At 54.6% G+C, this 25,594-nt stretch carries 22 protein-coding genes; 16 read left to right on the forward strand and 6 right to left on the reverse strand.

The window, feature by feature from the left end:
* Position 1: 1 nt before the first annotated feature.
* The 3 genes from kdpB to kdpF are packed head-to-tail and all read right to left on the reverse strand — an operon-like array spanning position 2 to position 3,839.
* Positions 2–2,050, reverse strand: a complete 2,049-nt coding sequence (kdpB, locus tag ABOC97_RS04265; protein WP_349594463.1) for a potassium-transporting ATPase subunit KdpB — start codon at positions 2,048–2,050, stop codon at positions 2–4.
* Positions 2,051–2,070: 20 nt separating this feature from the next.
* Complete coding sequence (gene kdpA, locus ABOC97_RS04270; RefSeq protein WP_349594465.1) at positions 2,071–3,750, reverse strand: potassium-transporting ATPase subunit KdpA; 1,680 nt, start codon at positions 3,748–3,750, stop codon at positions 2,071–2,073.
* Positions 3,750–3,839, reverse strand: coding sequence for a K(+)-transporting ATPase subunit F (gene kdpF / locus ABOC97_RS04275; protein WP_349594468.1), 90 nt, complete (start codon positions 3,837–3,839; stop codon positions 3,750–3,752). The genes kdpA and kdpF overlap by 1 nt, the downstream gene beginning before the upstream one ends.
* 306 nt (positions 3,840–4,145) lie before the next feature.
* On the opposite strand from kdpF, the gene ABOC97_RS04280 reads away from it, so the two are divergent.
* Both ABOC97_RS04280 and phrB read left to right on the forward strand, forming a co-directional pair.
* Positions 4,146–4,352 carry a YbfA family protein gene (locus tag ABOC97_RS04280; protein WP_234503584.1) on the forward strand — a complete coding sequence of 69 codons (207 nt, stop codon included), beginning with the start codon at positions 4,146–4,148 and terminating at the stop codon, positions 4,350–4,352.
* Positions 4,353–4,522: 170 nt separating this feature from the next.
* Positions 4,523–5,944, forward strand: a complete 1,422-nt coding sequence (gene phrB / locus ABOC97_RS04285; RefSeq protein ID WP_349594471.1) for a deoxyribodipyrimidine photo-lyase — start codon at positions 4,523–4,525, stop codon at positions 5,942–5,944.
* A gap of 246 nt (positions 5,945–6,190) precedes the next feature.
* Here the strand turns inward: phrB and dtpD are convergent, their stop codons facing one another.
* Positions 6,191–7,672: a dipeptide permease DtpD gene (gene dtpD, locus ABOC97_RS04290; RefSeq protein WP_349594473.1), complete on the reverse strand. Its 1,482-nt coding sequence runs from the start codon at positions 7,670–7,672 to the stop codon at positions 6,191–6,193.
* 281 nt (positions 7,673–7,953) lie between these two features.
* Between dtpD and ABOC97_RS04295 the strand changes: the two genes are divergently transcribed.
* The 6 genes from ABOC97_RS04295 (at position 7,954) to nei (ending at position 12,982) form a co-directional block, all read left to right on the forward strand.
* Positions 7,954–8,697, forward strand: a complete 744-nt coding sequence (locus ABOC97_RS04295; RefSeq protein WP_052284848.1) for a type 2 GTP cyclohydrolase I — start codon at positions 7,954–7,956, stop codon at positions 8,695–8,697.
* A gap of 15 nt (positions 8,698–8,712) precedes the next feature.
* On the forward strand, positions 8,713–9,369 hold the full coding sequence (pxpB, locus tag ABOC97_RS04300; RefSeq protein ID WP_349594476.1) for a 5-oxoprolinase subunit PxpB: 657 nt from the start codon (positions 8,713–8,715) through the stop codon (positions 9,367–9,369).
* On the forward strand, positions 9,363–10,295 hold the full coding sequence (gene pxpC / locus ABOC97_RS04305) for a 5-oxoprolinase subunit PxpC (protein WP_349594479.1): 933 nt from the start codon (positions 9,363–9,365) through the stop codon (positions 10,293–10,295). The genes pxpB and pxpC overlap by 7 nt, the downstream gene beginning before the upstream one ends.
* Positions 10,285–11,019 (forward strand): 5-oxoprolinase subunit PxpA, encoded by a 735-nt coding sequence (gene pxpA, locus ABOC97_RS04310; protein ID WP_349594482.1) that lies wholly within the window; start codon positions 10,285–10,287, stop codon positions 11,017–11,019. The genes pxpC and pxpA overlap by 11 nt, the downstream gene beginning before the upstream one ends.
* A gap of 223 nt (positions 11,020–11,242) precedes the next feature.
* The gene (locus ABOC97_RS04315) at positions 11,243–12,112 is read left to right on the forward strand and encodes a DUF1266 domain-containing protein (protein ID WP_349594485.1); all 870 of its coding nucleotides are present in this window, start codon (positions 11,243–11,245) and stop codon (positions 12,110–12,112) included.
* A gap of 78 nt (positions 12,113–12,190) precedes the next feature.
* On the forward strand, positions 12,191–12,982 hold the full coding sequence (gene nei, locus ABOC97_RS04320) for an endonuclease VIII (protein ID WP_349594488.1): 792 nt from the start codon (positions 12,191–12,193) through the stop codon (positions 12,980–12,982).
* Between the two features lie 88 nt (positions 12,983–13,070).
* Here nei and ABOC97_RS04325 read toward each other — a convergent pair whose 3' ends face one another.
* Positions 13,071–14,354, reverse strand: a complete 1,284-nt coding sequence (locus ABOC97_RS04325) for a citrate synthase (RefSeq protein ID WP_234503564.1) — start codon at positions 14,352–14,354, stop codon at positions 13,071–13,073.
* A 637-nt stretch (positions 14,355–14,991) separates the two neighbouring features.
* Here ABOC97_RS04325 and sdhC point away from each other — a divergent pair.
* The 8 genes from sdhC to sucD all read left to right on the forward strand — a co-directional run bounded on the left by sdhC (position 14,992) and on the right by sucD (position 24,743).
* Positions 14,992–15,396, forward strand: coding sequence for a succinate dehydrogenase cytochrome b556 subunit (sdhC, locus tag ABOC97_RS04330; RefSeq protein ID WP_052284856.1), 405 nt, complete (start codon positions 14,992–14,994; stop codon positions 15,394–15,396).
* Positions 15,390–15,737 (forward strand): succinate dehydrogenase membrane anchor subunit, encoded by a 348-nt coding sequence (sdhD, locus tag ABOC97_RS04335; protein ID WP_153743392.1) that lies wholly within the window; start codon positions 15,390–15,392, stop codon positions 15,735–15,737. The genes sdhC and sdhD overlap by 7 nt, the downstream gene beginning before the upstream one ends.
* Positions 15,737–17,503 (forward strand): succinate dehydrogenase flavoprotein subunit, encoded by a 1,767-nt coding sequence (gene sdhA / locus ABOC97_RS04340; protein WP_234503561.1) that lies wholly within the window; start codon positions 15,737–15,739, stop codon positions 17,501–17,503. The genes sdhD and sdhA overlap by 1 nt, the downstream gene beginning before the upstream one ends.
* 15 nt (positions 17,504–17,518) lie before the next feature.
* Positions 17,519–18,235 (forward strand): succinate dehydrogenase iron-sulfur subunit SdhB, encoded by a 717-nt coding sequence (sdhB, locus tag ABOC97_RS04345; protein ID WP_234503560.1) that lies wholly within the window; start codon positions 17,519–17,521, stop codon positions 18,233–18,235.
* Between the two features lie 297 nt (positions 18,236–18,532).
* Positions 18,533–21,334: a 2-oxoglutarate dehydrogenase E1 component gene (sucA, locus tag ABOC97_RS04350; protein ID WP_349594495.1), complete on the forward strand. Its 2,802-nt coding sequence runs from the start codon at positions 18,533–18,535 to the stop codon at positions 21,332–21,334.
* Between the two features lie 13 nt (positions 21,335–21,347).
* Complete coding sequence (gene odhB / locus ABOC97_RS04355) at positions 21,348–22,568, forward strand: 2-oxoglutarate dehydrogenase complex dihydrolipoyllysine-residue succinyltransferase (protein ID WP_234503555.1); 1,221 nt, start codon at positions 21,348–21,350, stop codon at positions 22,566–22,568.
* A 139-nt stretch (positions 22,569–22,707) separates the two neighbouring features.
* Positions 22,708–23,874 (forward strand): ADP-forming succinate--CoA ligase subunit beta, encoded by a 1,167-nt coding sequence (gene sucC, locus ABOC97_RS04360; protein ID WP_234503553.1) that lies wholly within the window; start codon positions 22,708–22,710, stop codon positions 23,872–23,874.
* Positions 23,874–24,743 (forward strand): succinate--CoA ligase subunit alpha, encoded by an 870-nt coding sequence (sucD, locus tag ABOC97_RS04365; RefSeq protein WP_234503550.1) that lies wholly within the window; start codon positions 23,874–23,876, stop codon positions 24,741–24,743. The genes sucC and sucD overlap by 1 nt, the downstream gene beginning before the upstream one ends.
* A 98-nt stretch (positions 24,744–24,841) precedes the next feature.
* Here sucD and ABOC97_RS04370 read toward each other — a convergent pair whose 3' ends face one another.
* On the reverse strand, positions 24,842–25,558 hold the full coding sequence (locus tag ABOC97_RS04370) for a GntR family transcriptional regulator (protein ID WP_349594499.1): 717 nt from the start codon (positions 25,556–25,558) through the stop codon (positions 24,842–24,844).
* Positions 25,559–25,594: the final 36 nt, after the last annotated feature.

Consider the following 25,594-nt stretch of genomic DNA (forward strand, 5'->3'; position numbering starts at 1 on the left):
CTCACACCAAACCCAACAGGGTTAACAGCACATCAATGATTTTAATGCCAATAAACGGCACCACCAGGCCACCTGCGCCATAAATCCACAGGTTGCGGCGCAGCATTGCCGAAGCCGACAGCGGGCGATAGCTCACGCCCTTGAGCGCCAGCGGCAGCAGGAAAACGATAATCAGCGCATTGAAGATAACGGCGCTGAGAATGGCCGAGTTCGGCGAGTGCAGATGCATAATGTTTAGCACGCCCAGCTGCGGCCAACTGGCGGCAAACGCCGCCGGAATAATGGCGAAATACTTCGCCACGTCGTTGGCGATACTGAAGGTGGTCAACGAGCCACGGGTCATCAGCATCTGTTTACCGATATGCACCACTTCAATCAGCTTGGTCGGGTTAGAGTCGAGGTCGACCATGTTGCCGGCTTCTTTCGCCGCCTGAGTACCGGAGTTCATCGCTACCGCGACGTCTGCCTGCGCCAGCGCCGGGGCGTCGTTGGTGCCGTCGCCGGTCATCGCTACCATTCGGCCTTCCGACTGGTACTGACGGATCAGCGCCAGCTTAGCTTCCGGCGTCGCTTCGGCAAGGAAATCATCCACGCCCGCTTCGGCGGCAATCGCAGCGGCCGTTAAGCGGTTATCGCCGGTGATCATCACCGTCTTAATCCCCATCTTGCGCAACTGGGCAAAGCGTTCTTTAATGCCGCCTTTGACGATATCTTTGAGGGCAATGACGCCCAGCACGCGGGCGCCTTCGGCGACTACCAGCGGCGTCGCGCCAAGGCTGGCGACGCTTTCCACTTTTTGCTCCACGTCGAGCGGGAAGCTGCCGCCGTTGCTTTCAATATGACGACGAATAGCATCCACCGAGCCTTTGCGGATCATGCGGTTGTCGATATTGATCCCGCTCATTCGGCTTTGGGCGGTAAACGGTACGAAGGTCGCGTGCAGCGCCTGCACGTCGCGTTCGCGCAGGTTAAAGCGCTGTTTCGCCAGCACGACAATACTGCGGCCTTCCGGGGTTTCATCCGCCAGCGAAGAGAGCTGCGCGGCGTCGGCCAGCGTTTTTTCGTCCACGCCCTGGGCGGGCAGGAACTGCGAAGCCTGGCGGTTGCCGAGAGTGATGGTGCCGGTTTTGTCGAGCAGCAGAACGTCGACATCGCCGGCGGCTTCTACTGCGCGACCGCTGGTGGCGATAACGTTGGCACCCAGCATGCGGCTCATCCCGGCGACGCCGATGGCCGACAGCAGCCCACCGATGGTGGTTGGGATCAGGCATACCAGCAGCGCGACCAGCACGGTGACGCTAATTGGCGTACCGCTCCAGGCGGAAAACGGCCAGATGGTGGCGGTGGCCAGCAGGAACACAATGGTTAAGGCCACCAGCAGAATGGTCAGGGCGATTTCGTTCGGCGTTTTGCGACGCTGGGCACCCTCGACCATGGCTATCATCCGGTCAAGGAAGGTTTCACCCGGGTTAACGCTACAGCGTACGACCAGCCAGTCGGAGAGAATGCGCGTCCCGCCGGTGACTGAAGCGAAGTCGCCGCCGGACTCGCGGATAACCGGCGCGGATTCACCGGTAATTGCGCTCTCATCAACCGAGGCACCGCCTTCAATCACTTCGCCATCGCAGGGGATAATGTCACCGGCTTCCACCAGCACCACATCACCTTTACGCAGTTCATCTGCCGGAACGTGATCCATCTGCGCGCCGTAGTGCGCTTCACGCAGCTTGCGGGCAAACGCGGTTTTCTTCACCCCGCGCAGGCTGTTGGCCTGCGCCTTGCTGCGGCCTTCGGCCATCGCTTCGGCAAAGTTGGCGAACAACACGGTAAACCACAGCCACAGGGCAATTGCCCCGCTAAACCAGACGTTGCCGGGCAGGATGCCTATTGCCATGGCGATAACCAGACCACTGGTCAGCACGCTTCCCAGCCAGACGATAAACATCACCGGGTTACGCCACTGGATGGTGGGGTTGAGTTTCTTCACGGCGTCGATCAGCGCCTGGCGAACCAAAGAGGGCTCAAACAGGGCCAGTTGTTTGCGACTCATAACCAATAGCTCCGCATCACTCAAAACAGGGAAAGATGTTCCGCCACCGGGCCAATCGCCAGGGCGGGAATAAAGGTCAGGGCGCCAACCAGCAGCACGGTGCCAATCAGCAGGCCGATAAACAGCGCATCGTGCGTTGCCAGCGTGCCAGGGGTGGCGGGCTGGATCTTTTTCGTCACCAGCGAACCGGCAATCGCCAGTACCGGGACGATGACCCCAAAGCGACCGACAAACATGCACACCGCCAGCAGGCAGTTCCAGAACGGCGTGTTGGCGCTCAGCCCGGCAAAGGCGCTGCCGTTATTGTTTGCCGCCGATGACACGGCATAGAGCACTTCGCTAAATCCGTGCGAACCCGGGTTGGCCATCGCGCTGCGTCCGGCATCGGTCATCATCGCCAGCGCCGTGCCGAGCAGCACCAAGGTTGGTGTCACCAGAATGGCTAGCGCGGTCATCTTCATCTCCGGCACATCGATTTTCTTACCGAGGTATTCCGGGGTGCGGCCAATCATCAGCCCGGCGATAAACACCGCCAGCAGGACAAACAGCAGCATGCCGTACAGGCCAGAACCCACGCCGCCGAACACCACCTCGCCAATCTGCATCAGCCACATTGGGATCATGCCGCCCAGTGCGGTGAACGAGTCATGCATAGCGTTGACCGCCCCACAGGAGGCTGCCGTAGTGACTACCGCGTACAGGCTGCTGGCGAGAATGCCGAAGCGACTCTCTTTACCTTCCATATTGATACTGCTATCAGCACCCAGCTGGAGCAGGTGCGGGTTGCCTTGGGTCTCTGCCCACATCACTACCGCCACGCAGACGATGAAAATCAGCGTCATGGCCCACAGAATGGCGCGGCCCTGGCGGTTGTCACCGACCGCCTCACCAAAGGCAAAGCACAGCGCGGCGGGGATCAGGAAGATCGCCAGCATTTGCACGAAGCTGGTCAGTGCGGTTGGGTTTTCAAACGGGTGTGAGGAGTTAGCGTTAAAGAAGCCGCCGCCGTTGGTCCCCAGCATCTTAATCGCTTCCTGCGAGGCGACCGGCCCCATCGGCAGCACCTGATGGACCCCTTCAAGCGAGGTGAACGGCTGGTAGGGCAGAACGTTTTGCAGCGCGCCCTGCTGAATAAAGAACAGCGCCAGCAGCAGCGAAATCGGCAGCAGCAGCCACAGCGTAATACGGGTGAGGTCGACCCAGGCGTTCCCCAGCGTGTTGACGCTGTGACGGGCAAAGGCGCGTACCAGCGCAAACAGTACGGCGATACCGGTGGCGGCGGAGAGGAAGTTCTGCACCGTCAGCCCAGCCATCTGGCTCAAATAGCTCAGGGTGGTTTCACCGCTGTAAGATTGCCAGTTGGTATTGCTGACAAAGCTCACGGCGGTATTGAGCGCCAGATGCCACGACAGCCCGGGCAACTGCTGCGGGTTAAATGGCAGAACGCCTTGCAGCATGAGCAGGGCAAAGAGCGCCAGCAGCCCGCACAGATTGAGCAGTAAAATGGCCGCCGCATAGCGTCCCCAGCTCATCTCCTGCCCAGAAATACCCAGCGCACGCCACAGAACATTTTCGCAGCGCGCCACGCCCGGCAGCGGGGTATTAGCGATCATCCCCGCCAGCATTTTGCCGAGCGGGCGGGCGAGTACGAACAATACCAGCAGGAAGCTGGCGACCAGTAAAAATCCTTGAGCAGCCATCACAGGGCCTCCGCCTTTAAAAGGGCATAAACCAGATACGCCAGTAACAGGAACACCAGCACCACGCCGGTTATTACGCCTGTAGTCACAATCCACCTCCGGACTCTTGAGTTATTGCGCTAAGCGTAGGATTTCGGGTGCAAAGATTTCGCAAAAATAAAAAGGCGGGGTGTAAAAAAAGTATAAAAATGGCAAAAGGCACAATTTAACTAATGGCTAGTATTAATTTAACAATCATGTAACTCAATTACGTTAGAAAAGTAAATAAAGGTGAAACGAGCATAAAAAAGTGGTCGGATGAGTAGTAAAATTACACAAAAGGCGGTACTCTTTTAGCCAGATTACTGAGCTTTATTTTCCGGCGTACATTGCCGGCCAACTTAGGGGAGAGAAAAATGGAACTGTATAAAAAATATCCTGCACACATTGTATTGCTGCGCCGCACTTTCGCCGTGGTGGCGGGGATTGTTGCGCTGCCGGTGATGTTGTTCTGGAAAGATCGCGGTCGTTTTTACAGCTATCTGCACCGCGTCTGGTCTAAAACCAGCGATAAGCCGGTATGGATGGAGCAGGCCGAAGAAGCAGCCTGCGACTTCTATTAATCTGTAAATAAACGATCAAAACCGCGCCTGCGAAGGTGCGGTTTTTTTTCGTCTGTAGAATAGGCATTCTGCGCCGGAACTCAGACGCGTTGCGCCGACGGGCAGAGCGCGCGCGTCATGAAATATTTGGTGTACTATTGAATTCATTCACTAATGTATTCAGGAAATGTATGTCCACTCATCTGGTCTGGTTCCGCGCTGATTTACGTCTGCATGACAATCTTGCCCTTGCCGCCGCCTGTCGCGATGCGAATGCCCAGGTGCTGGCGCTGTACGTTGCCACTCCGCAACAGTGGGCGACCCATCATATGGCTCCGCGCCAGGCGGCTTATATTGCCACGCAGTTGAACGCGCTACGTCAGGCGCTGGCAGAAAAAAACATCCCGCTGATTTTTCTACAGGTGGATGATTTTGCCGCCAGCGTTGAAGCGATAAAAAAGGTGTGTCAGCAGCACAGTGTGACGCAGCTATTTTACAACTATCAGTACGAATTCAATGAGCGCCAGCGTGATGTAGCGGTGGAGCGGGCGCTTACGGACACGGTTTGTCAGGGTTTTGATGACAGCGTTATCCTGCCGCCGGGTTCAGTGATGACCGGCAACCACGAGATGTACAAAGTGTTTACGCCGTATAAAAATGCCTGGCTGCGGCGTTTGCGGGAGCATCTGCCGGAATGCGTTCGCGCCCCTGCGCCGAGAAACGCTCCGGCGGTGGATAATACGCCTGCCATCACCCTCGATTATCCGCAGCAGCCGTTTGATAGCGTGCTGTTTCCCGCCGATGAAAACGCGGCGATTGCGCAGCTGCGCAAGTTTTGCCAGCAGTCGGCGGCGGAGTATCAAGCTCAGCGTGATTTCCCGGCCATTGAGGGCACCAGCCGGTTATCCGCCTGCCTTGCGGTGGGCGTGCTGTCGCCGCGTCAGTGTTTGCATCGCCTGCTGGCCGAACAGCCCGCTGCGCTTGATGGCGGCGCGGGCAGCGTTTGGCTCAATGAACTGATCTGGCGCGAATTTTACCGCCATCTGATGACCTATTACCCTCGCTTGTGCAAGCATCGCCCGTTTATTGACTGGACCGATAACGTCCGCTGGCGCGAGGCGCCGGACGAACTGAAGGCCTGGCAGGAGGGGAAAACCGGCTATCCGATAGTTGATGCCGCGATGCGTCAGCTCAACGCAACCGGTTGGATGCACAACCGCCTGCGGATGATTGTCGCCAGCTTCCTGGTGAAGGATTTACTTATCGATTGGCGGGCGGGGGAGCGTTACTTTATGTCACAGCTGGTGGACGGTTGTCTGGCGGCTAATAACGGCGGCTGGCAGTGGGCCGCATCCACCGGCACCGACGCCGCGCCGTATTTCCGCATTTTTAACCCGACCACTCAGGGCGAGCGCTTTGATAAAAGCGGTGAATTTATTCGCCACTGGCTGCCGGAGCTCAAATCGGTGCCCGATAAAGCGATTCACCAGCCGTGGACGTGGGCAGAAAAACAGGGCGTGACGCTCGATTATCCGCAGCCGATAGTCGAGCATGCAAAGGCGCGGGTCGCGACGTTGGCGGCCTATGAGGCAGCGAAAAAATCAGTCTGCTGACGCAATGTTTTTTTGGCGGGGGCGCTACGCTTGCCCGCCCTCCAATCGTGGATATCCTGTAGGTCTGATAAGCGCAGCGCCATCAGACGGCACAGCGTACATTGTCGGATGGTGGCGTTGCCTTATCCGACCGACAACGCAGCATAGCGCGGCATAACTCTTGTAGGTCTGATAAGCGCAGCGCCATCAGACAATGGTGTAGGGACAAAACGAAGCGAGGCCTGAAAATCAGGCCTCGTGGTTGCATCAAGCCTCAGCGGCCAGGCGACGGCTGCGGACTTTGAGCGAGTGGTAAAGCCAGATAATCAACACGGCTGCGACACATGCCACGGAGCCCCAGGTGATTTGGCTAAACACGTCAATGTAGGCGTTGATGGAGTAGTCGACGGCACCGGCAGCATCGAAAGAGGCCTGTGACGTCTGGTCGGCAATAAGACCGGCGACATAGTTCGCCACCGCACCAGAGAGCAGCATATAAATACCCGTTAACACGCCAGTCACGCCCGGGATCTGAATACGGGTGATTTGCGACATCGCTACCGGGTCGATAAACAGTTCGGCAAAGCCCATCACCGACAGCCCCAGAAGCATCAGCGGCATTGACGAGTGGCCGTAGGTTGCCGACCAGCGGGCGCTCAGCGTCAGGATGCAGAACCCTGCGCTCATCAGGCCTAGGCCAAGTGCATATTTGCCCCAGATACGCAGATCGCGATGGCTGGTAACATGCTCTTTAATCAACCACGCCAGCACCACGCCGCACGCCATTACCGCAAAGGCATTAACCGACTGGAACATCGCGGTCGGCACTTCATAGCCCAGCACGTTACGGTTGACGAAACGGTCAATATACAGACTGATAGAGCTACCACCCTGCTGGGCGAACGCCCAGAACAGCAGGCTGAAGAAGGTCAGCACCATTATCAGACGCAGATCTTTGCGTTGCTCGGCGGTTTCGGCGCGACGATAAATTCTCGCCAATACCACCAGACCGATAATCGAAGCGACAATCAGCGCGTAGACCGACCACTCCTGCCAGAACAGCACGGTGATAAACAGCGGCGCAACTACCAGCAGCACCAGCAGCCAGCCCCAGTTCGGCATCAGGAATTTCTTTGCACACAGTACTTCTTTATTTACCCCACGGGTGTGGGCAAAGTGGCGGCGACCGCTAATGAAGATAACCAGACCGGCAAGCATACCAACGGCGGCGAGGGTGAAGCCCATTGCCCAACTGTACTGCTCCTGAGCAAAACCGCAGGCGATAGGCGCAATGATAGAGCCAACGTTACCCGCAGCGTACATCAGCGAGAAACCGCCATCGCGACGTGGGTCGGTAGGTTCATACAGCTCGCCCAGCAGGCAACTGACGTTAGATTTAAACAGGCCATAACCACAGACGATAATCGCGAGCGACAAATACAGGAACATCGGTGCGATTTCACTGGCTCCCAGAACCATATGGCCAACCACCATCAGCAGCGCGCCTAGCATCACCGCCATGCGGTTGCCAAGGACTTTGTCTGCCAGGAAGCCGCCGAGGATTGGCGTCACGTAAACCAGAGAGCAGTAGGCGCTGAACAGTTCGTAAGCGTGGGTATCGTTATATTTCAGCTGATTAGTGAGATACAGGATCAGCAGCGCGCGCATGCCATAGAAGCTGAAGTATTCCCAGATTTGCAGAGCGACGACGTAGTAAATCGCCTTCGGCTGAGATTGTGATTTATTCATTACACATCTGACCTCGAAACCTTGCACAGCCATGCTGCGTAAGGTTTTGTTTCTATACTGTAATCATACGATGAAAATCGTATTATCTTTGTAATATGCGGTATGGTTGCATAAATATACATTAATTGCGTCACATAAAAACAGTCAAATTGTGTTGTTTAAGCACTTATTGCGCGTAATTACGCGGCGTGGCAGAGAGTGTGAGGAATTGCGTATCGACGTAGCGCCTGCAGGACGCTATTTTATTCTGTAGTACGGCATCAATGGCAAAGGGAGCGATGATGAAAAATACTGAGCTAGAACAACTGATTAATGAAAAACTCAACAGCGCCGCCTTTAGCGATTACGCGCCTAACGGCCTGCAGGTTGAAGGGCGTGAGACGGTGCAAAAAATTGTCACCGGTGTCACCGCTAGTCAGGCACTGATTGACGAGGCTATTCGCCAGCAGGCGGATGCGGTGATTGTGCATCACGGTTATTTCTGGAAAGGTGAATCACCGGTCATTCGCGGCATGAAGCGCAATCGTCTGAAGGCGCTGCTGGCAAATGATATTAATCTTTATGGCTGGCACCTGCCGCTGGATGCGCATCCTGAACTGGGGAATAACGCCCAGTTGGCGCAGCTGCTGGGAATTAACGTCCAGGGTGAAATAGAAGCGTTGGTACCTTGGGGTGAGCTATCTATGCCGGTTTCCGGACTTGAACTGGCGTCGTGGATTGAAGCGCGTCTGGGACGTAAACCGCTGTGGAGTGGGGATACCGGGCCAGATAAAGTTCAGCGTGTGGCCTGGTGTACTGGCGGTGGTCAGGGCTTTATCGACAGCGCGGCGCGCTTTGGCGTCGATGCGTTTATTACCGGTGAAGTATCTGAACAGACTATTCATTCTGCCCGCGAGCAGGGGTTACACTTTTATGCAGCCGGCCATCATGCCACCGAACGCGGCGGTATTCGCGCGCTGAGCGAATGGCTCAATGAGACAACCGATCTGGATGTGACCTTTGTGGATATCGCCAACCCGGCCTGATGATGAGGGAATAAAGTGCAGCGAGCGCGTTGTTATCTATTAGGGGAGACGGCGGTGGTGCTGGAGCTGGAGCCGCCGGTCACGCTCACAACCCAAAAGCGAATCTGGGGTTTGGCGCAGCGTGTCGCGCAAATGCCCGGCGTGGTGGATGCCATTCCAGGGATGAATAACATCACGGTCACATTGCGTGACCCGCAGACTCAGGCACTGGATGCGATTGAGCGTTTGCAGCGCTGGTGGGAAGAGAGCGAAGCGCTGGAACCCGAGTCCCGGCTTATCGATATTCCGGTGGTGTACGGTGGCGATAGCGGCCCGGATCTGCCGGAAGTGGCGAGCATTAGCGGCCTGACGCCTAAACAGGTGGTTGAGCTGCATGCCTCGGTTGATTATGTGGTGTGGTTCCTCGGCTTTCAGCCGGGTTTCCCGTATCTCGGCGGATTACCCTCTCAGCTGGCCATGCCGCGCCGCGCGGAGCCCAGATTGCAGGTGCCTGCCGGTTCGGTCGGGATTGGCGGTGTGCAAACGGGGATTTATCCGCTGGCGACGCCAGGCGGCTGGCAGTTAATTGGCCGCACGCCGCTGGCGTTGTTCTCGCCCAATCGTGAAGAACCTGTCTTGCTACGCCCGGGTGACACGGTGCGTTTCGTGCCGCAAAAGGAGGGGATATGCTGAAGGTGATTCGAGCGGGGATGTACACCACGGTACAAGATTGTGGGCGTGACGGGCTCCGTCAGTCCGGCGTCAGCCGCGGTGGTGCGATGGACAAGCCCGCGCTAATAACCGCGAACCTGCTGGTGGGTAACGATGCTAACGCTGCGGCGCTGGAAATTACCCTCGGCATGGCATCGTTTCACTTTGCCCGTGACGGCTGGTTTGCCTTAACGGGGGCGGGTAGCGAAGCGACGCTTGATGATGAGGCGGTGTGGAGCGGCTGGCGGCACTGGGCGAAAGCCGGACAAACGTTGACCTTAAAACGCCCGCAGTACGGCATTCGCAGCTATCTGGCCGTCGCGGGAGGCATTGACGTTCCGGCGGTAATGGGATCGCGCAGTACCGATCTCAACGTGGGTATCGGCGGGCTGGAAGGGCGGCGGCTCCAGGATGGCGATGTGCTGCCATTGGGCAATCCGCTGCGGACGTTTAAAGCGCCGCGCGGGGTGAAGCCGCTGCTGCCCAGTAACCATATTCGCGCGCTGCCAGGTCCGGAATATCACGAATTTGATGAGGTGTCGCAGGAGAGTTTCTGGCGTTCGCCATGGCACTTAAGCCCGCAGAGTAACCGCATGGGCTATCGCCTGAACGGACAGCCGTTGACGCGCGCTGCCGGGCGTGAACTGCTGTCTCATGGCTTGGTTCCCGGTGTCGTGCAGGTGCCGCACAATGGTCAGCCTATTGTGCTGATGAACGATGCCCAGACCACCGGCGGCTACCCGCGTATCGCCTGTATTATCGAGGCCGATATGTTCCAGCTTGCACAGATCCCACTTGGGCAGCCCATTCACTTTGTTCGCTGCAGCCTTGAAGAGGCACTGAAGGCGCGGCATGACCAGCAGCGCTATCTGCAACAATTATCCTGGCGGCTTGGCGATGATGATTGATCTTAATGCCGATGTCGGCGAAGGCTGTGCCAGTGACGCACAATTGCTGACGCTGGTTTCCTCGGCCAATATTGCCTGCGGTTTTCACGCAGGCGATGCCCGGACGATGCTTGACTGTGTGCGCGAATCATTGAAAAACGGCGTGGCCGTGGGGGCGCATCCGAGCTTTCCCGATCGGGACAATTTCGGCCGCACGGCAATGCAATTACCGCCAGAAACGGTTTACGCCCAGACGCTGTATCAGGTAGGCGCGCTGGCGGCCATTGTTCAGGCTGAGGGGGGGACGCTGCGTCACGTCAAGCCGCACGGTATGTTGTATAACCAGGCGGCGAAAGATGCTGTGCTGGCGGAGGCGATAGCTAAAGCGGTGCTGGCGATTAGCCCGGCCTTGATTCTGGTTGGGCTAGCGGGCAGCGAACTGATTCGGGCCGGCGAGCGTTTGGGGTTAGCGACCCGTCAGGAGGTATTTGCCGACCGGGGCTATCAGGCGGATGGACAACTGGTGCCGCGTAGCCAGCCAGGTGCGCTGATTACGGATGAGGCGCAGGCACTGGCGCAAACGCTGGAGATGGTGCAGAACGGGCGGGTGTGCAGCGTTGATGGACAATGGACGTCGGTACAGGCGCAGACGGTTTGTCTACACGGTGACGGAGAACATGCGCTGGCATTTGCCCGACGCCTGCGTAACGCGTTCATGACACAGGGGATTGTTGTCCAGGCGTAGATTTTTTTAAGGTGCGTCCCAGGCCATTGCGCACCTTGAGTCATTTATTATTTTTATATCTTGTTCTTTCTTATATCTTTTAATTGGTTAATTTATTCTGATTTTCTCTGCTGTTTGTATTTTTTGCTAGCATAGTTGAGAAAATTATACTTACACTTGCCAGGTGTAAATGGTCGTTTTCCTGCCGACTTTTACCGTTCATGTATCCAGGGATGGAGTTTTTATGGTACGTAAAATTGCGTTACCAACTATCATATTAGTTGTAGGTGTAATTGCTCAGAGTAAGTTTAATTTAATCGGTAATCATCTTGCCTTTCATATTATAACCGGGGCATTAATGGCGTGGATTGTATTTTCTTTGTTGCTTCATGTTCGCGCTTCTTACCATCACAGAGATATACCCGAGTTTGTTATCAGCCAGTTGTACAACACCCAGCCTTGTTACCCGCTAACATCGCCAAACGAGCAGCGTTCAGCGTGCGCAGAGTCGCTATTTTTGATTGCTGAAACGGGACGTTACAGTACTTCAATAAGTTATGTGAACTCACTTGAACAGCTGGATTTGAATAATCTGGAAGATGTTAAAGAAGCACGTTATTTAATGAGCACTTCGTGGGATATTGATAACGATAGGAAATTAAGGAAGGTTATCCGCACGTTAATTAACAATTCCATTGCTTCTTCGCACTCCTCTCTGGATGCCGTTGCAGCCAAAGATCGCTATATTTATTTTTTACAGCAGCAAGGTCTGACTTTTCAGAATGTTGATGCCTGTCCGATGACCGGATTTGATTTGGTCAGAGCCTCCTGGCTTACCCGAATAGGTTTTTCAATCGGTTATATTGATGAACAGGAAGCAAGAGCATTTCTCAATACTATCGGAGAGCTTATTCAACAGCAATTCTCATCGTGGGAACAACTTACCGCGTCATACCTAATCATGTATTTAGAGTGGAACGGTGCCTGGAAAGGGGCTCTGGGCGTACTGAGAACGGGATTTGTCGCTAGTCATCGTTTTCAGGGGGCAAAATTGCTGCTGGAGGATAACGACTCGCCTTTTCGGACCTTAGCATTCCGCGTTTGTGATGCCTGACTCTTCATCATTGCGCTTGCTAACCAGGGCTGAGACGCTCAGGATAGTTGGCGTTTTGATTGATAAAAGGACTCCACTATGCCTGAAGGCCCAGAAATCCGCCGCGCAGCGGATAGCCTGGAAGCGGCTATCAAAGGCAAGCCACTGACCGACGTCTGGTTTGCTTTTCCTGAATTAAAACCCTATGCCTCCCTCCTTGTCGACCAATACGTCACCCACGTCGAAACGCGTGGCAAAGCGCTGCTTACCCATTTTTCCGGCGGTCTGACTCTGTATAGCCATAACCAGCTTTATGGCGTCTGGCGGGTGGTTAACACCGGTGACTCGCTGGATACGAAGCGGGTTCTGCGCGTGAAGCTACAGGCTGCGGACAAGACCATTTTGTTGTATAGCGCATCGGATATTGAAATGTTGACGCCGGAGCAGGTGAAGACGCATCCGTTTTTACTGCGCGTGGGGCCGGATGTGCTCGATATGACGCTGACGCCGCAAAAGGTAAAAGATCGACTGCTATTGCCGAAATTTCGCAACCGCCAATTTTCCGGGCTGTTTTTAGATCAGGCGTTTCTGGCCGGGCTCGGCAACTATTTGCGCGTCGAGATACTCTGGCAGGTTGGGCTCACCGGGAATCATAAAGCGTCGCAGCTAAACGACGCGCAGCTTGACTCGCTGGCGCAGGCGCTGCTGGCTATCCCGCGGCTTTCCTATAACACGCGTGGTCAGGTGGATGACAACAAGTACCATGGCGCGCTGTTTCGTTTTAAAGTCTTTCACCGCGACGGAGAGGCGTGTGAGCGCTGTGGGACGATGATTGAGAAAACAATGCTTTCTTCACGGCCATTTTACTGGTGCCCGGGTTGCCAGCATTGAGAATGTCGTTCTGTGGATGAAGTTTTCCCACCGATAGTGGGTGATAAAAAAAGCGCCCGCAGGCGCTTTTTTTCTATCAAACTCTCACTTATTTCTTGAGTTCTGATTTGAAGTCACGCTGTTCGTAGCCGGTGTACAGCTGACGTGGACGCGCAATCTTCATGCCGTCGGTGTGCATTTCGTTCCAGTGTGCAATCCAGCCAATGGTACGCGCCATCGCGAAGATCACGGTAAACATGGTTGACGGGATGCCCATCGCTTTCAGGATGATACCGGAGTAGAAGTCGACGTTCGGGTACAGTTTCTTCTCGATGAAGTACGGGTCGTTCAGTGCGATGTGCTCAAGCTCCATCGCGACTTCCAGCAGATCATCTTTCGAGCCCAGTTCGCGCAGAACTTCGTGGCAGGTTTCACGCATCACGGTGGCACGCGGGTCGTAGTTCTTGTAGACGCGGTGGCCAAAGCCCATCAGGCGGAAAGAATCGTTCTTGTCTTTCGCGCGACGAACAAACTCAGGAATGTGCTTAACGGAGCTGATCTCTTCGAGCATCTTCAGGGCCGCTTCGTTGGCGCCACCGTGTGCTGGCCCCCACAGAGAAGCAATACCGGCTGCGATACAAGCGAACGGGTTAGCACCGGAAGAACCGGCGGTACGAACGGTCGAGGTTGATGCGTTCTGTTCGTGGTCAGCGTGCAGGATCAGAATACGGTCCATGGCGCGTTCCAGCACAGGGTTCACCACATACTCTTCGCAAGGGGTGGCAAACATCATGCGCAGGAAGTTACCGGCATAGGAGAGGTCGTTACGCGGATAAACGAACGGCTGACCGATAGAATATTTGTAACACATCGCTGCCATGGTTGGCATTTTCGACAGCAGACGGAATGCGGCGATTTCACGGTGGCGTGGGTTATTCACATCCAGAGAGTCGTGATAGAACGCAGCCAGCGCGCCGGTGATCCCGCACATCACCGCCATTGGGTGAGAATCGCGACGGAACGCGTGGAACAGACGGGTAATCTGCTCGTGGATCATCGTGTGGCGAGTGACGGTGGTGGTGAACTCGTCAAATTCAGCTTGCGAAGGTTTTTCACCGTACAGCAGGATGTAGCACACTTCGAGATAGTTAGACTCGGTGGCTAACTGATCGATAGGGAAGCCGCGGTGCAGCAAGATCCCTTCATCACCATCAATAAAAGTAATTTTAGATTCGCAAGATGCGGTAGAGGTAAAACCAGGATCAAAAGTAAAAATGCCTTTTGAACCAAGACTACGGATATCAATAACATCCTGACCGAGCGTACCTTTTAGCACATCAAGTTCAATAGCATTTTCACCGGTTACAGTGATTTTTGCTTTAGTATCAGCCATTTACGGTCTCCTTAGCGCCTTTTTGCTTAAGACTGCTGGATGCCGGATTTGCAATTCAAAACATATTTCGACGTTGCCTGTTTGTTATTTGGCTCACGACTCTGTTGAATAAATAAAGCAAGGGTACAGAGCAAGGGCGCTTGACGGTGCACGTCTAATCTACAGTGAAACAACAGCAAATCAGGGTCTTAGCAATCCGATGATTCAAACCTGTACAACACTAATAACTGTCCTGATTGGTCAGGTCAACTCCGGAACACTGTTACATAACTTATTATCAGGTTAAAGAGTGACCCCATAACTTTTGAGCATTATATGCTTTTACAGGTAATGGTTGTAACAATAATGTTTAATATTTGTCAAATCACGTGGTTAATTTTTAAAAAATTGTTTTAATCGTGAGCATGATCACTGTTCTGCATAAAACCGGACAAACTATATGTAGGTTAATTGTAATGATTTTGTGAACGGCCTATACTGCCGCCAGGTCTCCGGAATACCCTGCAATCCCGAGCCACCCAGCGTTGCAACGTGTCGTTTTAGCATCTGTGAGCAGATTTTTACATGACGCGAAGTTATAGAAAAAAACGCTGCTTGACCCGCCTGCGGACCGGAGGAAGGAAATAATAAGAACAGCATGTGGGCGTTATTCATGATAAGAAATGTGAAAAAACAAAGACCTGTCAATCTGGATTTGACAACAATCCGGTTCCCTATAACAGCGATAGCGTCCATTCTCCATCGCGTATCCGGTGTGATCACGTTTGTGGCGGTCGGTATTCTGCTGTGGTTGCTGGGCACCAGTCTCTCTTCTCCGGAAGGCTTCCAAACCGCTTCATCTATCATGGGCAGTTTCTTCGCCAAATTCATTATGTGGGGCATCCTGACTGCGCTGGCGTATCACGCGGTTGTCGGTATTCGTCACGTGTTAATGGATTTCGGTTATCTGGAAGAAACGCTCGAAGCCGGTAAGCGCTCAGCGAAAATTTCTTTTGTTATTACTGTCGTGCTTTCAATTCTTGCAGGAGTCCTCGTATGGTAAGCAACGCCTCAGCATTAGGACGCAACGGCGTACATGACTTCATCCTGGTCCGCGCCACCGCCATTGTTTTGACGCTCTACATTATCTATATGGTTGGCTTCTTCGCGGTAACGGGTGACGTCACGTGGGAAGTCTGGAGTGGTTTCTTTGCCTCTGCGTTCACCAAAGTATTCACCTTGCTGGCCCTGTTCTCGATTTTGATTCATGCCTGGATTGGCATGTGGCAGGTGTTAACCGACTACGTTAAACCACTGGCTCTGCGCCTGACGCTGCAACTGCTGATTGTTGTTGCGCTGCTGGTTTACGTTATCTATGGATTTGTTGTGGTGTGGGGTGTGTGATGAAACTGCCAGTCAGAGAATTTGATGCTGTTGTGATTGGTGCCGGTGGCGCAGGTATGCGCGCGGCGCTGCAAATTTCCCAAAGCGGCCAGACCTGTGCGCTGCTGTCCAAAGTGTTCCCGACCCGTTCCCATACCGTGTCAGCGCAGGGTGGTATCACCGTGGCGCTCGGTAATACCCATGAAGATAACTGGGAATGGCACATGTACGACACCGTTAAAGGGTCGGACTACATCGGTGACCAGGACGCTATCGAATATATGTGCAAAACCGGTCCGGAAGCGATTCTGGAGCTGGATCACATGGGGCTGCCATTCTCCCGTCTGGATGATGGCACCATCTATCAACGTCCGTTTGGTGGCCAGTCGAAAAACTTCGGCGGCGAGCAGGCGGCACGTACCGCAGCGGCGGCGGACCGTACCGGTCACGCACTGCTGCACACGCTGTATCAGCAAAACCTGAAAAACCACACCACCATCTTCTCCGAGTGGTATGCGCTGGATCTGGTGAAAAACGCCGATGGCGCAGTGGTGGGTTGTACCGCGCTGTGTATCGAAACCGGTGAAGTGGTCTACTTTAAAGCCCGCGCAACCGTGCTGGCGACCGGCGGTGCAGGTCGTATTTATCAGTCCACCACCAACGCCCACATTAATACCGGTGACGGCGTAGGCATGGCGATTCGTGCCGGCGTTCCGGTACAGGATATGGAAATGTGGCAGTTCCACCCAACCGGTATCGCGGGTGCGGGTGTTCTGGTGACAGAAGGCTGTCGTGGTGAAGGTGGCTACCTGCTGAACAAACACGGCGAACGCTTTATGGAGCGTTATGCCCCGAATGCGAAAGACCTGGCGGGTCGTGACGTGGTGGCGCGTTCCATCATGATCGAAATCCGTGAAGGCCGCGGTTGCGATGGCCCATGGGGTCCGCACGCTAAGCTGAAACTGGACCACCTGGGTAAAGAAGTTCTGGAATCCCGTCTGCCGGGCATCCTGGAACTGTCGCGTACCTTTGCGCACGTCGACCCGGTTAAAGAGCCGATTCCGGTTATTCCAACCTGTCACTACATGATGGGCGGTATTCCGACCAAAGTGAGCGGCCAGGCACTGACCGTGAACGAGCAGGGCGAAGATGTAGTGATTCCGGGCCTGTTCGCGGTGGGCGAAATCGCCTGCGTATCGGTACACGGTGCAAACCGTCTGGGCGGCAACTCGCTGCTGGACCTGGTGGTCTTTGGCCGCGCGGTGGGTCTGCATCTGCAAGAGTCTATCGCTGAGCAGGGCGTACTGCGTGACGCGACGGAAGAAGAGATTGATGCTTCTCTGGAACGTCTTAACCGCTGGAACGGCAACCGTGACGGCGAAGACCCGGTCGAAATCCGCAAAGCGCTGCAAGAATGTATGCAGCACAACTTCTCGGTATTCCGCGAAGGCGATGCAATGGCGAAAGGGCTTGAGCAGCTGAAAGCCATCCGCGAGCGTTTGAAAAATGCCCGTCTGGATGACACTTCCAGCGAGTTCAACACCCAGCGCGTTGAGTGTCTGGAGCTGGATAACCTGATGGAAACCGCTTACGCCACCGCTGTGTCTGCGAACTTCCGTACCGAAAGCCGTGGCGCGCATAGCCGCTTCGACTTCCCGGATCGTGATGATGAAAACTGGCTGTGCCATTCCCTGTACCTGCCAGAGTCGGAATCTATGACGCGTCGTAGCGTCAATATGGAACCGAAACTGCGTCCGGCATTCCCGCCGAAGATTCGTACTTATTAATGCGGAGACAGGAAAATGAAACTCGAGTTTTCAGTTTATCGTTATAACCCGGACGTAGACGATGCTCCGCGCATGCAGGATTACACCCTGGAAGCGGAAGAAGGTCGCGACATGATGCTGCTGGATGCACTGATGCAGCTGAAAGAAAAAGATCCATCGCTGTCGTTCCGTCGTTCTTGCCGTGAAGGGGTTTGTGGCTCTGACGGCCTCAACATGAATGGCAAAAACGGTCTGGCATGCATCACGCCGATCTCTGCGCTGAATCAGCCGGGCAAGAAAATTGTTATCCGTCCGCTGCCTGGTCTGCCGGTTATCCGCGATTTGGTGGTAGACATGGGGCAATTCTATGCACAATATGAGAAGATTAAGCCTTACTTATTGAATAATGGGCAAAATCCTCCGGCTCGTGAGCATCTGCAGATGCCAGAGCAGCGTGAGAAACTCGATGGCTTGTACGAGTGTATTCTTTGCGCATGTTGTTCAACTTCTTGCCCGTCGTTCTGGTGGAACCCGGACAAGTTCGTAGGCCCGGCAGGCCTGTTGGCCGCGTATCGCTTCCTGATTGACAGCCGCGATACCGAAACCGACAGCCGTCTTGAAGGGTTAAGTGACGCTTTCAGCGTATTCCGCTGCCACAGCATCATGAACTGCGTCAGTGTATGTCCTAAGGGGCTGAACCCGACGCGCGCCATCGGCCATATTAAGTCGATGCTGCTGCAACGTAGTGCATAAATAGTAAGAGGGGAGCGTTGTTCCCCTCACCCTAACCCTCTCCCTTAGGGAGAGGGGACAGATAGCAGGAAATCTCTAAAAACTGCCATATGAGCGGTAATAATCGAGATGTTCAGAGTGAGTGAAGGCCGCAACGCAGTCATAGCCTGAACAGTGACGATTATTAGACAGTTTTTAAAGGTTCCTTAGCGGACGCAGATGACACGACAGTCCGCAACAGGTGAACCCCGGCACGCACAGCGGTGTGCGTGGTAGTATCCACGGCGAAGTAAGCATAAAAATGCTTAAGGGATCACGATGCAGAACAGCGCTTTGAAAGCCTGGTTGGACTCTTCTTACCTCTCTGGCTCAAACCAGAGCTGGATAGAACAGCTCTATGAAGACTTCTTAACCGATCCTGACTCGGTAGACGCTAACTGGCGTTCGACGTTCCAGCAGTTACCTGGTACCGGAGTCAAACCGGATCAACTCCATTCAACAACGCGTGAATATTTCCGTCGTCTGGCGAAGGATGCCTCACGTTACTCTTCTTCCGTTTCCGACCCTGATACGAATGCGAAGCAGGTTAAAGTCCTGCAGCTTATCAACGCATATCGCTTCCGTGGTCACCAGCATGCGATCCTCGATCCGCTGGGGCTGTGGCAGCAGGATAAAGTGGCTGATTTAGATCCCGCTTTCCACGATCTGACCGAGGCTGACTTCCAGGAGAGCTTTAACGTCGGTTCTTTTGCTATCGGCAAAGAGACGATGAAGCTCGGCGAACTGATTGACGCGCTGAAACAGACCTACTGTGGTCACATCGGCGCGGAATACATGCACATTACTAACACCGAAGAAAAACGTTGGATTCAGCAGCGTTTTGAAGCGGGGCATGCCACCTTTAGCGCCGAAGAAAAAACGCGTTTCCTCAGCGAACTGACCGCAGCAGAAGGTCTGGAGCGTTACCTGGGGGCTAAATTCCCTGGCGCGAAACGCTTCTCGCTGGAAGGCGGCGATGCGCTGGTGCCAATGCTTAAAGAGATGATCCGCCACGCTGGCAAGAGCGGCACGCGTGAAGTGGTGCTGGGTATGGCGCACCGTGGTCGTCTGAACGTACTGATCAACGTGCTGGGCAAACAGTCCCAGGAGCTGTTCGACGAGTTCTCCGGTAAGCATAAAGAACACCTCGGCACCGGTGACGTGAAGTACCACATGGGCTTCTCTTCCGATATCGAAACCGAAGGCGGCCTGGTGCACCTGGCGCTGGCGTTCAACCCATCGCACCTCGAAATCGTTAGCCCAGTGGTTATTGGTTCCGTTCGTGCGCGTCTGGATCGTCTGGACGAACCGAGCATCAACCAGGTTCTGCCAATCACCATTCACGGTGATGCCGCAGTGACCGGTCAGGGCGTGGTTCAGGAAACCCTGAACATGTCCAAGGCTCGCGGTTATGAAGTGGGCGGTACCGTACGTATCGTTATCAACAACCAGGTTGGTTTTACCACCTCTAACCCGCTGGATGCTCGCTCTACGCCATACTGTACCGACATCGGTAAGATGGTGATGGCGCCGATTTTCCACGTTAACGCGGATGACCCGGAAGCCGTTGCTTTCGTCACTCGTCTGGCGCTGGACTTCCGTAACACCTTCAAACGCGATGTATTCATCGATCTGGTTTGCTACCGTCGTCATGGCCACAACGAAGCCGACGAACCAAGCGCAACCCAGCCGCTGATGTATCAAAAAATCAAAAAGCATCCAACCCCGCGCAAAATCTACGCTGACAAGCTAGAAGCCGATAAAGTTGCGACGCTGGAAGATGCCACTGAGATGGTTAACCTGTATCGCGACGCGCTGGATGCGGGCGAATGCGTGGTGAAAGAGTGGCGTCCAATGAACATGCACTCCTTCACCTGGTCTCCGTACCTCAACCATGAATGGGACGAAAGCTACCCGAACAAGGTTGACATGAAGCGCCTGCAGGAGTTGGCTAACCGTATCAGCACCGTGCCTGACGCGATTGAAATGCAGTCCCGCGTAGCGAAAATCTACGGCGACCGTCAATCCATGGCTGCGGGTGAGAAGCTGTTCGATTGGGGCGGCGCGGAAAACCTGGCTTACGCCACGTTGGTTGATGAGGGCGTTCCGGTTCGTCTGTCTGGCGAAGATGCCGGTCGCGGCACCTTCTTCCACCGCCACGCGGTTATTCATAACCAATCGAACGGCTCAACCTACACGCCGCTGCAGCACGTGCACAACGGCCAGGGCGACTTTAAAGTTTGGGACTCCGTACTGTCTGAAGAAGCGGTGCTGGCATTTGAATACGGTTATGCGACGGCTGAGCCGCGCACGCTGACCATCTGGGAAGCCCAGTTCGGTGACTTCGCCAACGGCGCTCAGGTTGTTATTGACCAGTTCATCTCTTCCGGCGAGCAGAAATGGGGCCGTATGTGCGGTCTGGTAATGCTGCTGCCGCACGGTTACGAAGGGCAGGGGCCGGAGCACTCCTCCGCGCGTCTGGAGCGTTATCTGCAGCTTTGCGCTCAGCAGAACATGCAGGTTTGCGTACCGTCGACTCCGGCTCAGGTTTATCACATGCTGCGTCGTCAGGCACTGCGCGGGATGCGTCGTCCGCTGGTGGTGATGTCACCGAAATCGCTGCTGCGTCATCCGCTGGCGGTTTCCTCTCTCGACGAACTGGCAAACGGCACCTTTATGCCGGCCATTGGCGAGATTGATGAGCTGGATCCGCAGAGCGTGAAACGCGTGGTACTGTGTTCAGGTAAGGTTTACTACGACCTGCTGGAACAGCGTCGCAAAAACAACCAGAAAGATGTTGCCATCGTGCGTATCGAACAGCTGTATCCGTTCCCGCACCAGGCAGTACAGGAAGCATTGAAACCATTTGCTCACGTGCATGATTTCGTCTGGTGTCAGGAAGAGCCCCTTAATCAGGGTGCCTGGTACTGCAGCCAGCATCATTTCCGTGATGTGATTCCATTTGGGGCCGCTCTGCGTTATGCAGGTCGCCCAGCCTCCGCCTCGCCGGCGGTAGGGTATATGTCCGTTCACCAGAAGCAACAACAAGATCTGGTCAATGACGCGCTGAACGTCGATTAATTAAGGATACAAAATGAGTAGCGTAGATATTCTGGTTCCCGACCTGCCTGAATCCGTAGCAGATGCGACCGTGGCAACCTGGCATAAAAAACCCGGCGATGCGGTAGTTCGTGATGAAGTGCTGGTAGAAATCGAAACTGACAAAGTGGTACTGGAAGTACCGGCGTCGGCGGATGGCATTCTGGATGCCGTTCTGGAAGATGAAGGCACCACCGTGACCTCACGTCAGATCCTGGGTCGCCTGCGTGAAGGCAACAGCGCCGGTAAAGCCACCGAAGCGAAGGCTGATGCTAAAGAGTCCACCCCGGCTCAGCGCCAGCAGGCTTCCCTGGAAGAACAGACTAACGATGCACTGAGCCCGGCGATCCGTCGCCTGCTGGCTGAGCATAACCTTGATGCCAATGCCATTAAAGGCTCCGGCGTTGGCGGCCGTCTGACTCGCGAAGACGTTGAAAAACATCTGGCGAAAGCTCCGGCAAAAGCTGCTGCTGCTCCGGCTGCGGCCGCTGCTGCACCAATTGCACCGCTGGCTGGCCGCTCAGAGAAACGCGTTCCGATGACTCGTCTGCGCAAACGCGTTGCCGAACGTCTGCTGGAAGCGAAAAACTCAACCGCCATGCTGACGACTTTCAACGAAGTCAACATGAAGCCAATCATGGATCTGCGTAAGCAGTACGGCGATGCGTTTGAAAAACGTCACGGCATCCGTCTGGGCTTCATGTCCTTCTACGTGAAGGCGGTGGTTGAAGCGCTGAAACGCTATCCGGAAGTGAACGCTTCTATCGATGGCGACGATGTGGTTTATCACAACTACTTCGACGTGAGCATGGCCGTTTCTACGCCGCGTGGCCTGGTAACTCCAGTTCTGCGTGACGTCGATGCCCTCGGCATGGCTGACATTGAGAAGAACATCAAGACGCTGGCGCTGAAAGGCCGCGACGGCAAACTGACCGTAGAAGATCTGACCGGCGGTAATTTCACCATTACCAACGGCGGTGTTTTCGGTTCGCTGATGTCTACCCCGATTATCAACCCGCCTCAGAGCGCGATTCTGGGTATGCATGCCATTAAAGATCGTCCGATGGCGGTTGACGGTAAAGTTGAGATCCTGCCGATGATGTACCTGGCACTTTCTTACGATCACCGTCTGATCGATGGCCGCGAGTCCGTGGGCTTCCTGGTAGCGATTAAAGAGCTGCTGGAAGATCCGACTCGTCTGCTGCTGGACGTGTAGTAAACAGAGTATCACCTGCCCTGTAGGCCGGATGGGGCGTTTGCGCCGCCATCCGGCGATGGTGTCATGCCTGATGGCGTTACGCTTATCAGGCCTACAGGTTTAAAGATAACGATTACCTGAAAAATGGATAGAACGCATGAATTTACATGAATACCAGGCCAAACAGCTGTTTGCCCGCTACGGTTTACCTGCACCAGTAGGCTATGCCTGCTCAACTCCACGCGAAGCAGAAGAAGCCGCTTCAAAAATCGGCGCTGGCCCGTGGGTAGTAAAATGTCAGGTTCACGCTGGTGGCCGCGGTAAAGCTGGCGGTGTGAAGGTTGTTAATTCTAAAGAAGACATCCGCGCGTTCGCTGAGCATTGGCTGGGCAAACGTCTGGTGACTTATCAGACGGACGCACACGGTCAGCCGGTTAACCAGATTCTGGTTGAAGCCGCGACCGATATCGGTAAAGAACTGTACCTGGGTGCGGTTGTTGACCGTAGCTCCCGTCGCGTGGTGTTCATGGCGTCTACCGAAGGCGGCGTGGAAATCGAAAAAGTGGCGGAAGAAACTCCACACCTGATCCACAAAGTTGCACTGGACCCACTGGCAGGCCCAATGCCTTACCAGGGGCGTGAGCTGGCGTTCAAACTGGGTCTGGAAGGTAAACAGGTTCAGCAGTTCACCAAAATTTTCATGGGTCTGGCGACCATCTTCCTTGAGCGCGATCTGGCGCTTATCGAAATTAACCCGCTGGTTGTGACCAAGCAGGGCGACCTTATCTGCCTCGACGGCAAACTGGGCGCTGACGGCAACGCACTGTTCCGCCAGGCTGACCTGCGCGAAATGCGCGACCAGTCTCAGGAAGATCCACGTGAAGCGCAGGCGGCACAGTGGGAGCTGAACTACGTTGCGCTGGACGGCAACATTGGTTGTATGGTTAACGGTGCGGGCCTGGCAATGGGCACCATGGACATCGTTAAACTGCACGGCGGCGAACCGGCTAACTTCTTAGACGTTGGCGGCGGCGCAACCAAAGAGCGCGTAACCGAAGCATTCAAAATCATTCTGTCTGATGACAATGTGAAAGCGGTTCTGGTGAACATCTTCGGCGGTATCGTACGTTGCGACCTGATCGCTGACGGTATCATCGGCGCGGTAGCAGAAGTGGGCGTTAACGTCCCAGTCGTTGTCCGTCTGGAAGGTAACAACGCCGAACTCGGCGCGAAAAAACTGGCTGACAGCGGCCTGAATATTATTGCAGCGAAAAGTCTGACGGACGCAGCACAGCAGGTTGTTGCCGCAGTGGAGGGAAAATAATGTCCATTTTAATCGATAAAAACACCAAGGTTATCTGTCAGGGTTTCACCGGTAGCCAGGGTTCTTTCCACTCCGAACAGGCAATTGCTTATGGTACGCAGATGGTTGGCGGCGTAACCCCAGGTAAAGGCGGTACTGAGCATCTGGGTCTGCCGGTGTTTAACACCGTGCGTGAAGCGGTTGAAGCAACCGGCGCAACCGCGACCGTTATCTACGTTCCGGCTCCGTTCTGCAAAGACTCCATCCTGGAAGCTATCGATGCAGGCATCAAACTGATTATCACCATCACCGAAGGTATCCCAACTCTGGATATGCTGACCGTGAAGGTGAAACTGGACGAAGCGGGCGTTCGCATGATCGGCCCTAACTGCCCAGGCGTTATCACCCCAGGCGCATGCAAAATCGGTATCATGCCGGGCCACATTCATAAGCCGGGTAAAGTGGGTATCGTTTCCCGTTCAGGTACCCTGACCTATGAAGCGGTTAAGCAGACTACCGACTACGGTTTCGGCCAGTCTACCTGTGTCGGCATCGGCGGTGACCCGATCCCTGGTTCTAACTTCATCGATATCCTGAAGCTGTTCCAGGAAGATCCGCAGACTGAAGCTATCGTGATGATCGGTGAGATCGGCGGTAGTGCTGAAGAAGAAGCGGCTGCCTACATTAAAGATCATGTGACTAAGCCGGTTGTTGGCTACATCGCGGGTGTTACCGCGCCGAAAGGCAAGCGTATGGGCCACGCGGGCGCCATCATTGCAGGCGGTAAAGGTACAGCAGACGAGAAGTTTGCAGCACTGGAAGCGGCTGGCGTGAAAACCGTTCGCAGCCTGGCCGACATCGGCGAAGCGCTGAAATCCGTTATTAAGTAATCCTCTCTGCTCCCTCATCGAATTCCCGCGTATACAGGGAAAGAGGGAGCCTTATATGTCTAGTTTCGACATGGTTGGCCATCTTCGGATGGCCTTTTTTAATGGCGACGTTTCGCCACCAGCGTAAATTTGTAGTCGTCACTTTTGAAGGTGTTGCGGCTATATTCAAATATACGACCATCCTGCAGAAAACCGCGTGATACCTTTTCCAGTACGGGTTTTCCCGCCGTAATATCCAGCATCGATACCGTTTCGTTATCGGGGATCACCGGGATTAACTCCTGTTCGCTGCGATCGATAACCATTTTTTTGATCTGCTCGATAAAGTGATATTTGGAATTTTCCATCACTTCCCACGTCAGGTCGGGGAAGAGCGATAGCGGCATCCACGTCTCCTCCAGAGCGACCGCTTTTTGTTTAATAAAACGAACCCTTTTTACGTGCCAGATTTTATCTGTCGTGGCCAGCTGTAGCTGCTCGGCCAACATATCCCCAGCGGGAATAACCTCAAATATTTTAACTTCGCTATGCGTGTCAACGTGCCTGTCAGCCAGCTTTTCATAGAAGCTCGTGAGCTGATAGATGTCGTAGTTAACGCGCTCTTCCTTCACATAGGACCCACTACCCTGAATGCTTTCAATAATTTCCAGCTCAGTGAGCAGTTTCAGGGCCTGTCGAACGGTAACGCGGCTGACCTGAAAAGTGGTCTGAAGTGCGGATTCAGTGGGGAGGGCATCGCCAGGCTTCAAATCGCCGCGTGAAATTTGCTCGCGTAGCTCATCAGCAATCTGGCGATACATCGGTTTTTTGCTCATGTCATTTCGCTTTTGTATGAATGGGTTAATACCTTT

It is taken from the genome of Kluyvera huaxiensis (assembly GCF_040149365.1).
GTDB lineage: Bacteria > Pseudomonadota > Gammaproteobacteria > Enterobacterales > Enterobacteriaceae > Kluyvera > Kluyvera intermedia_A.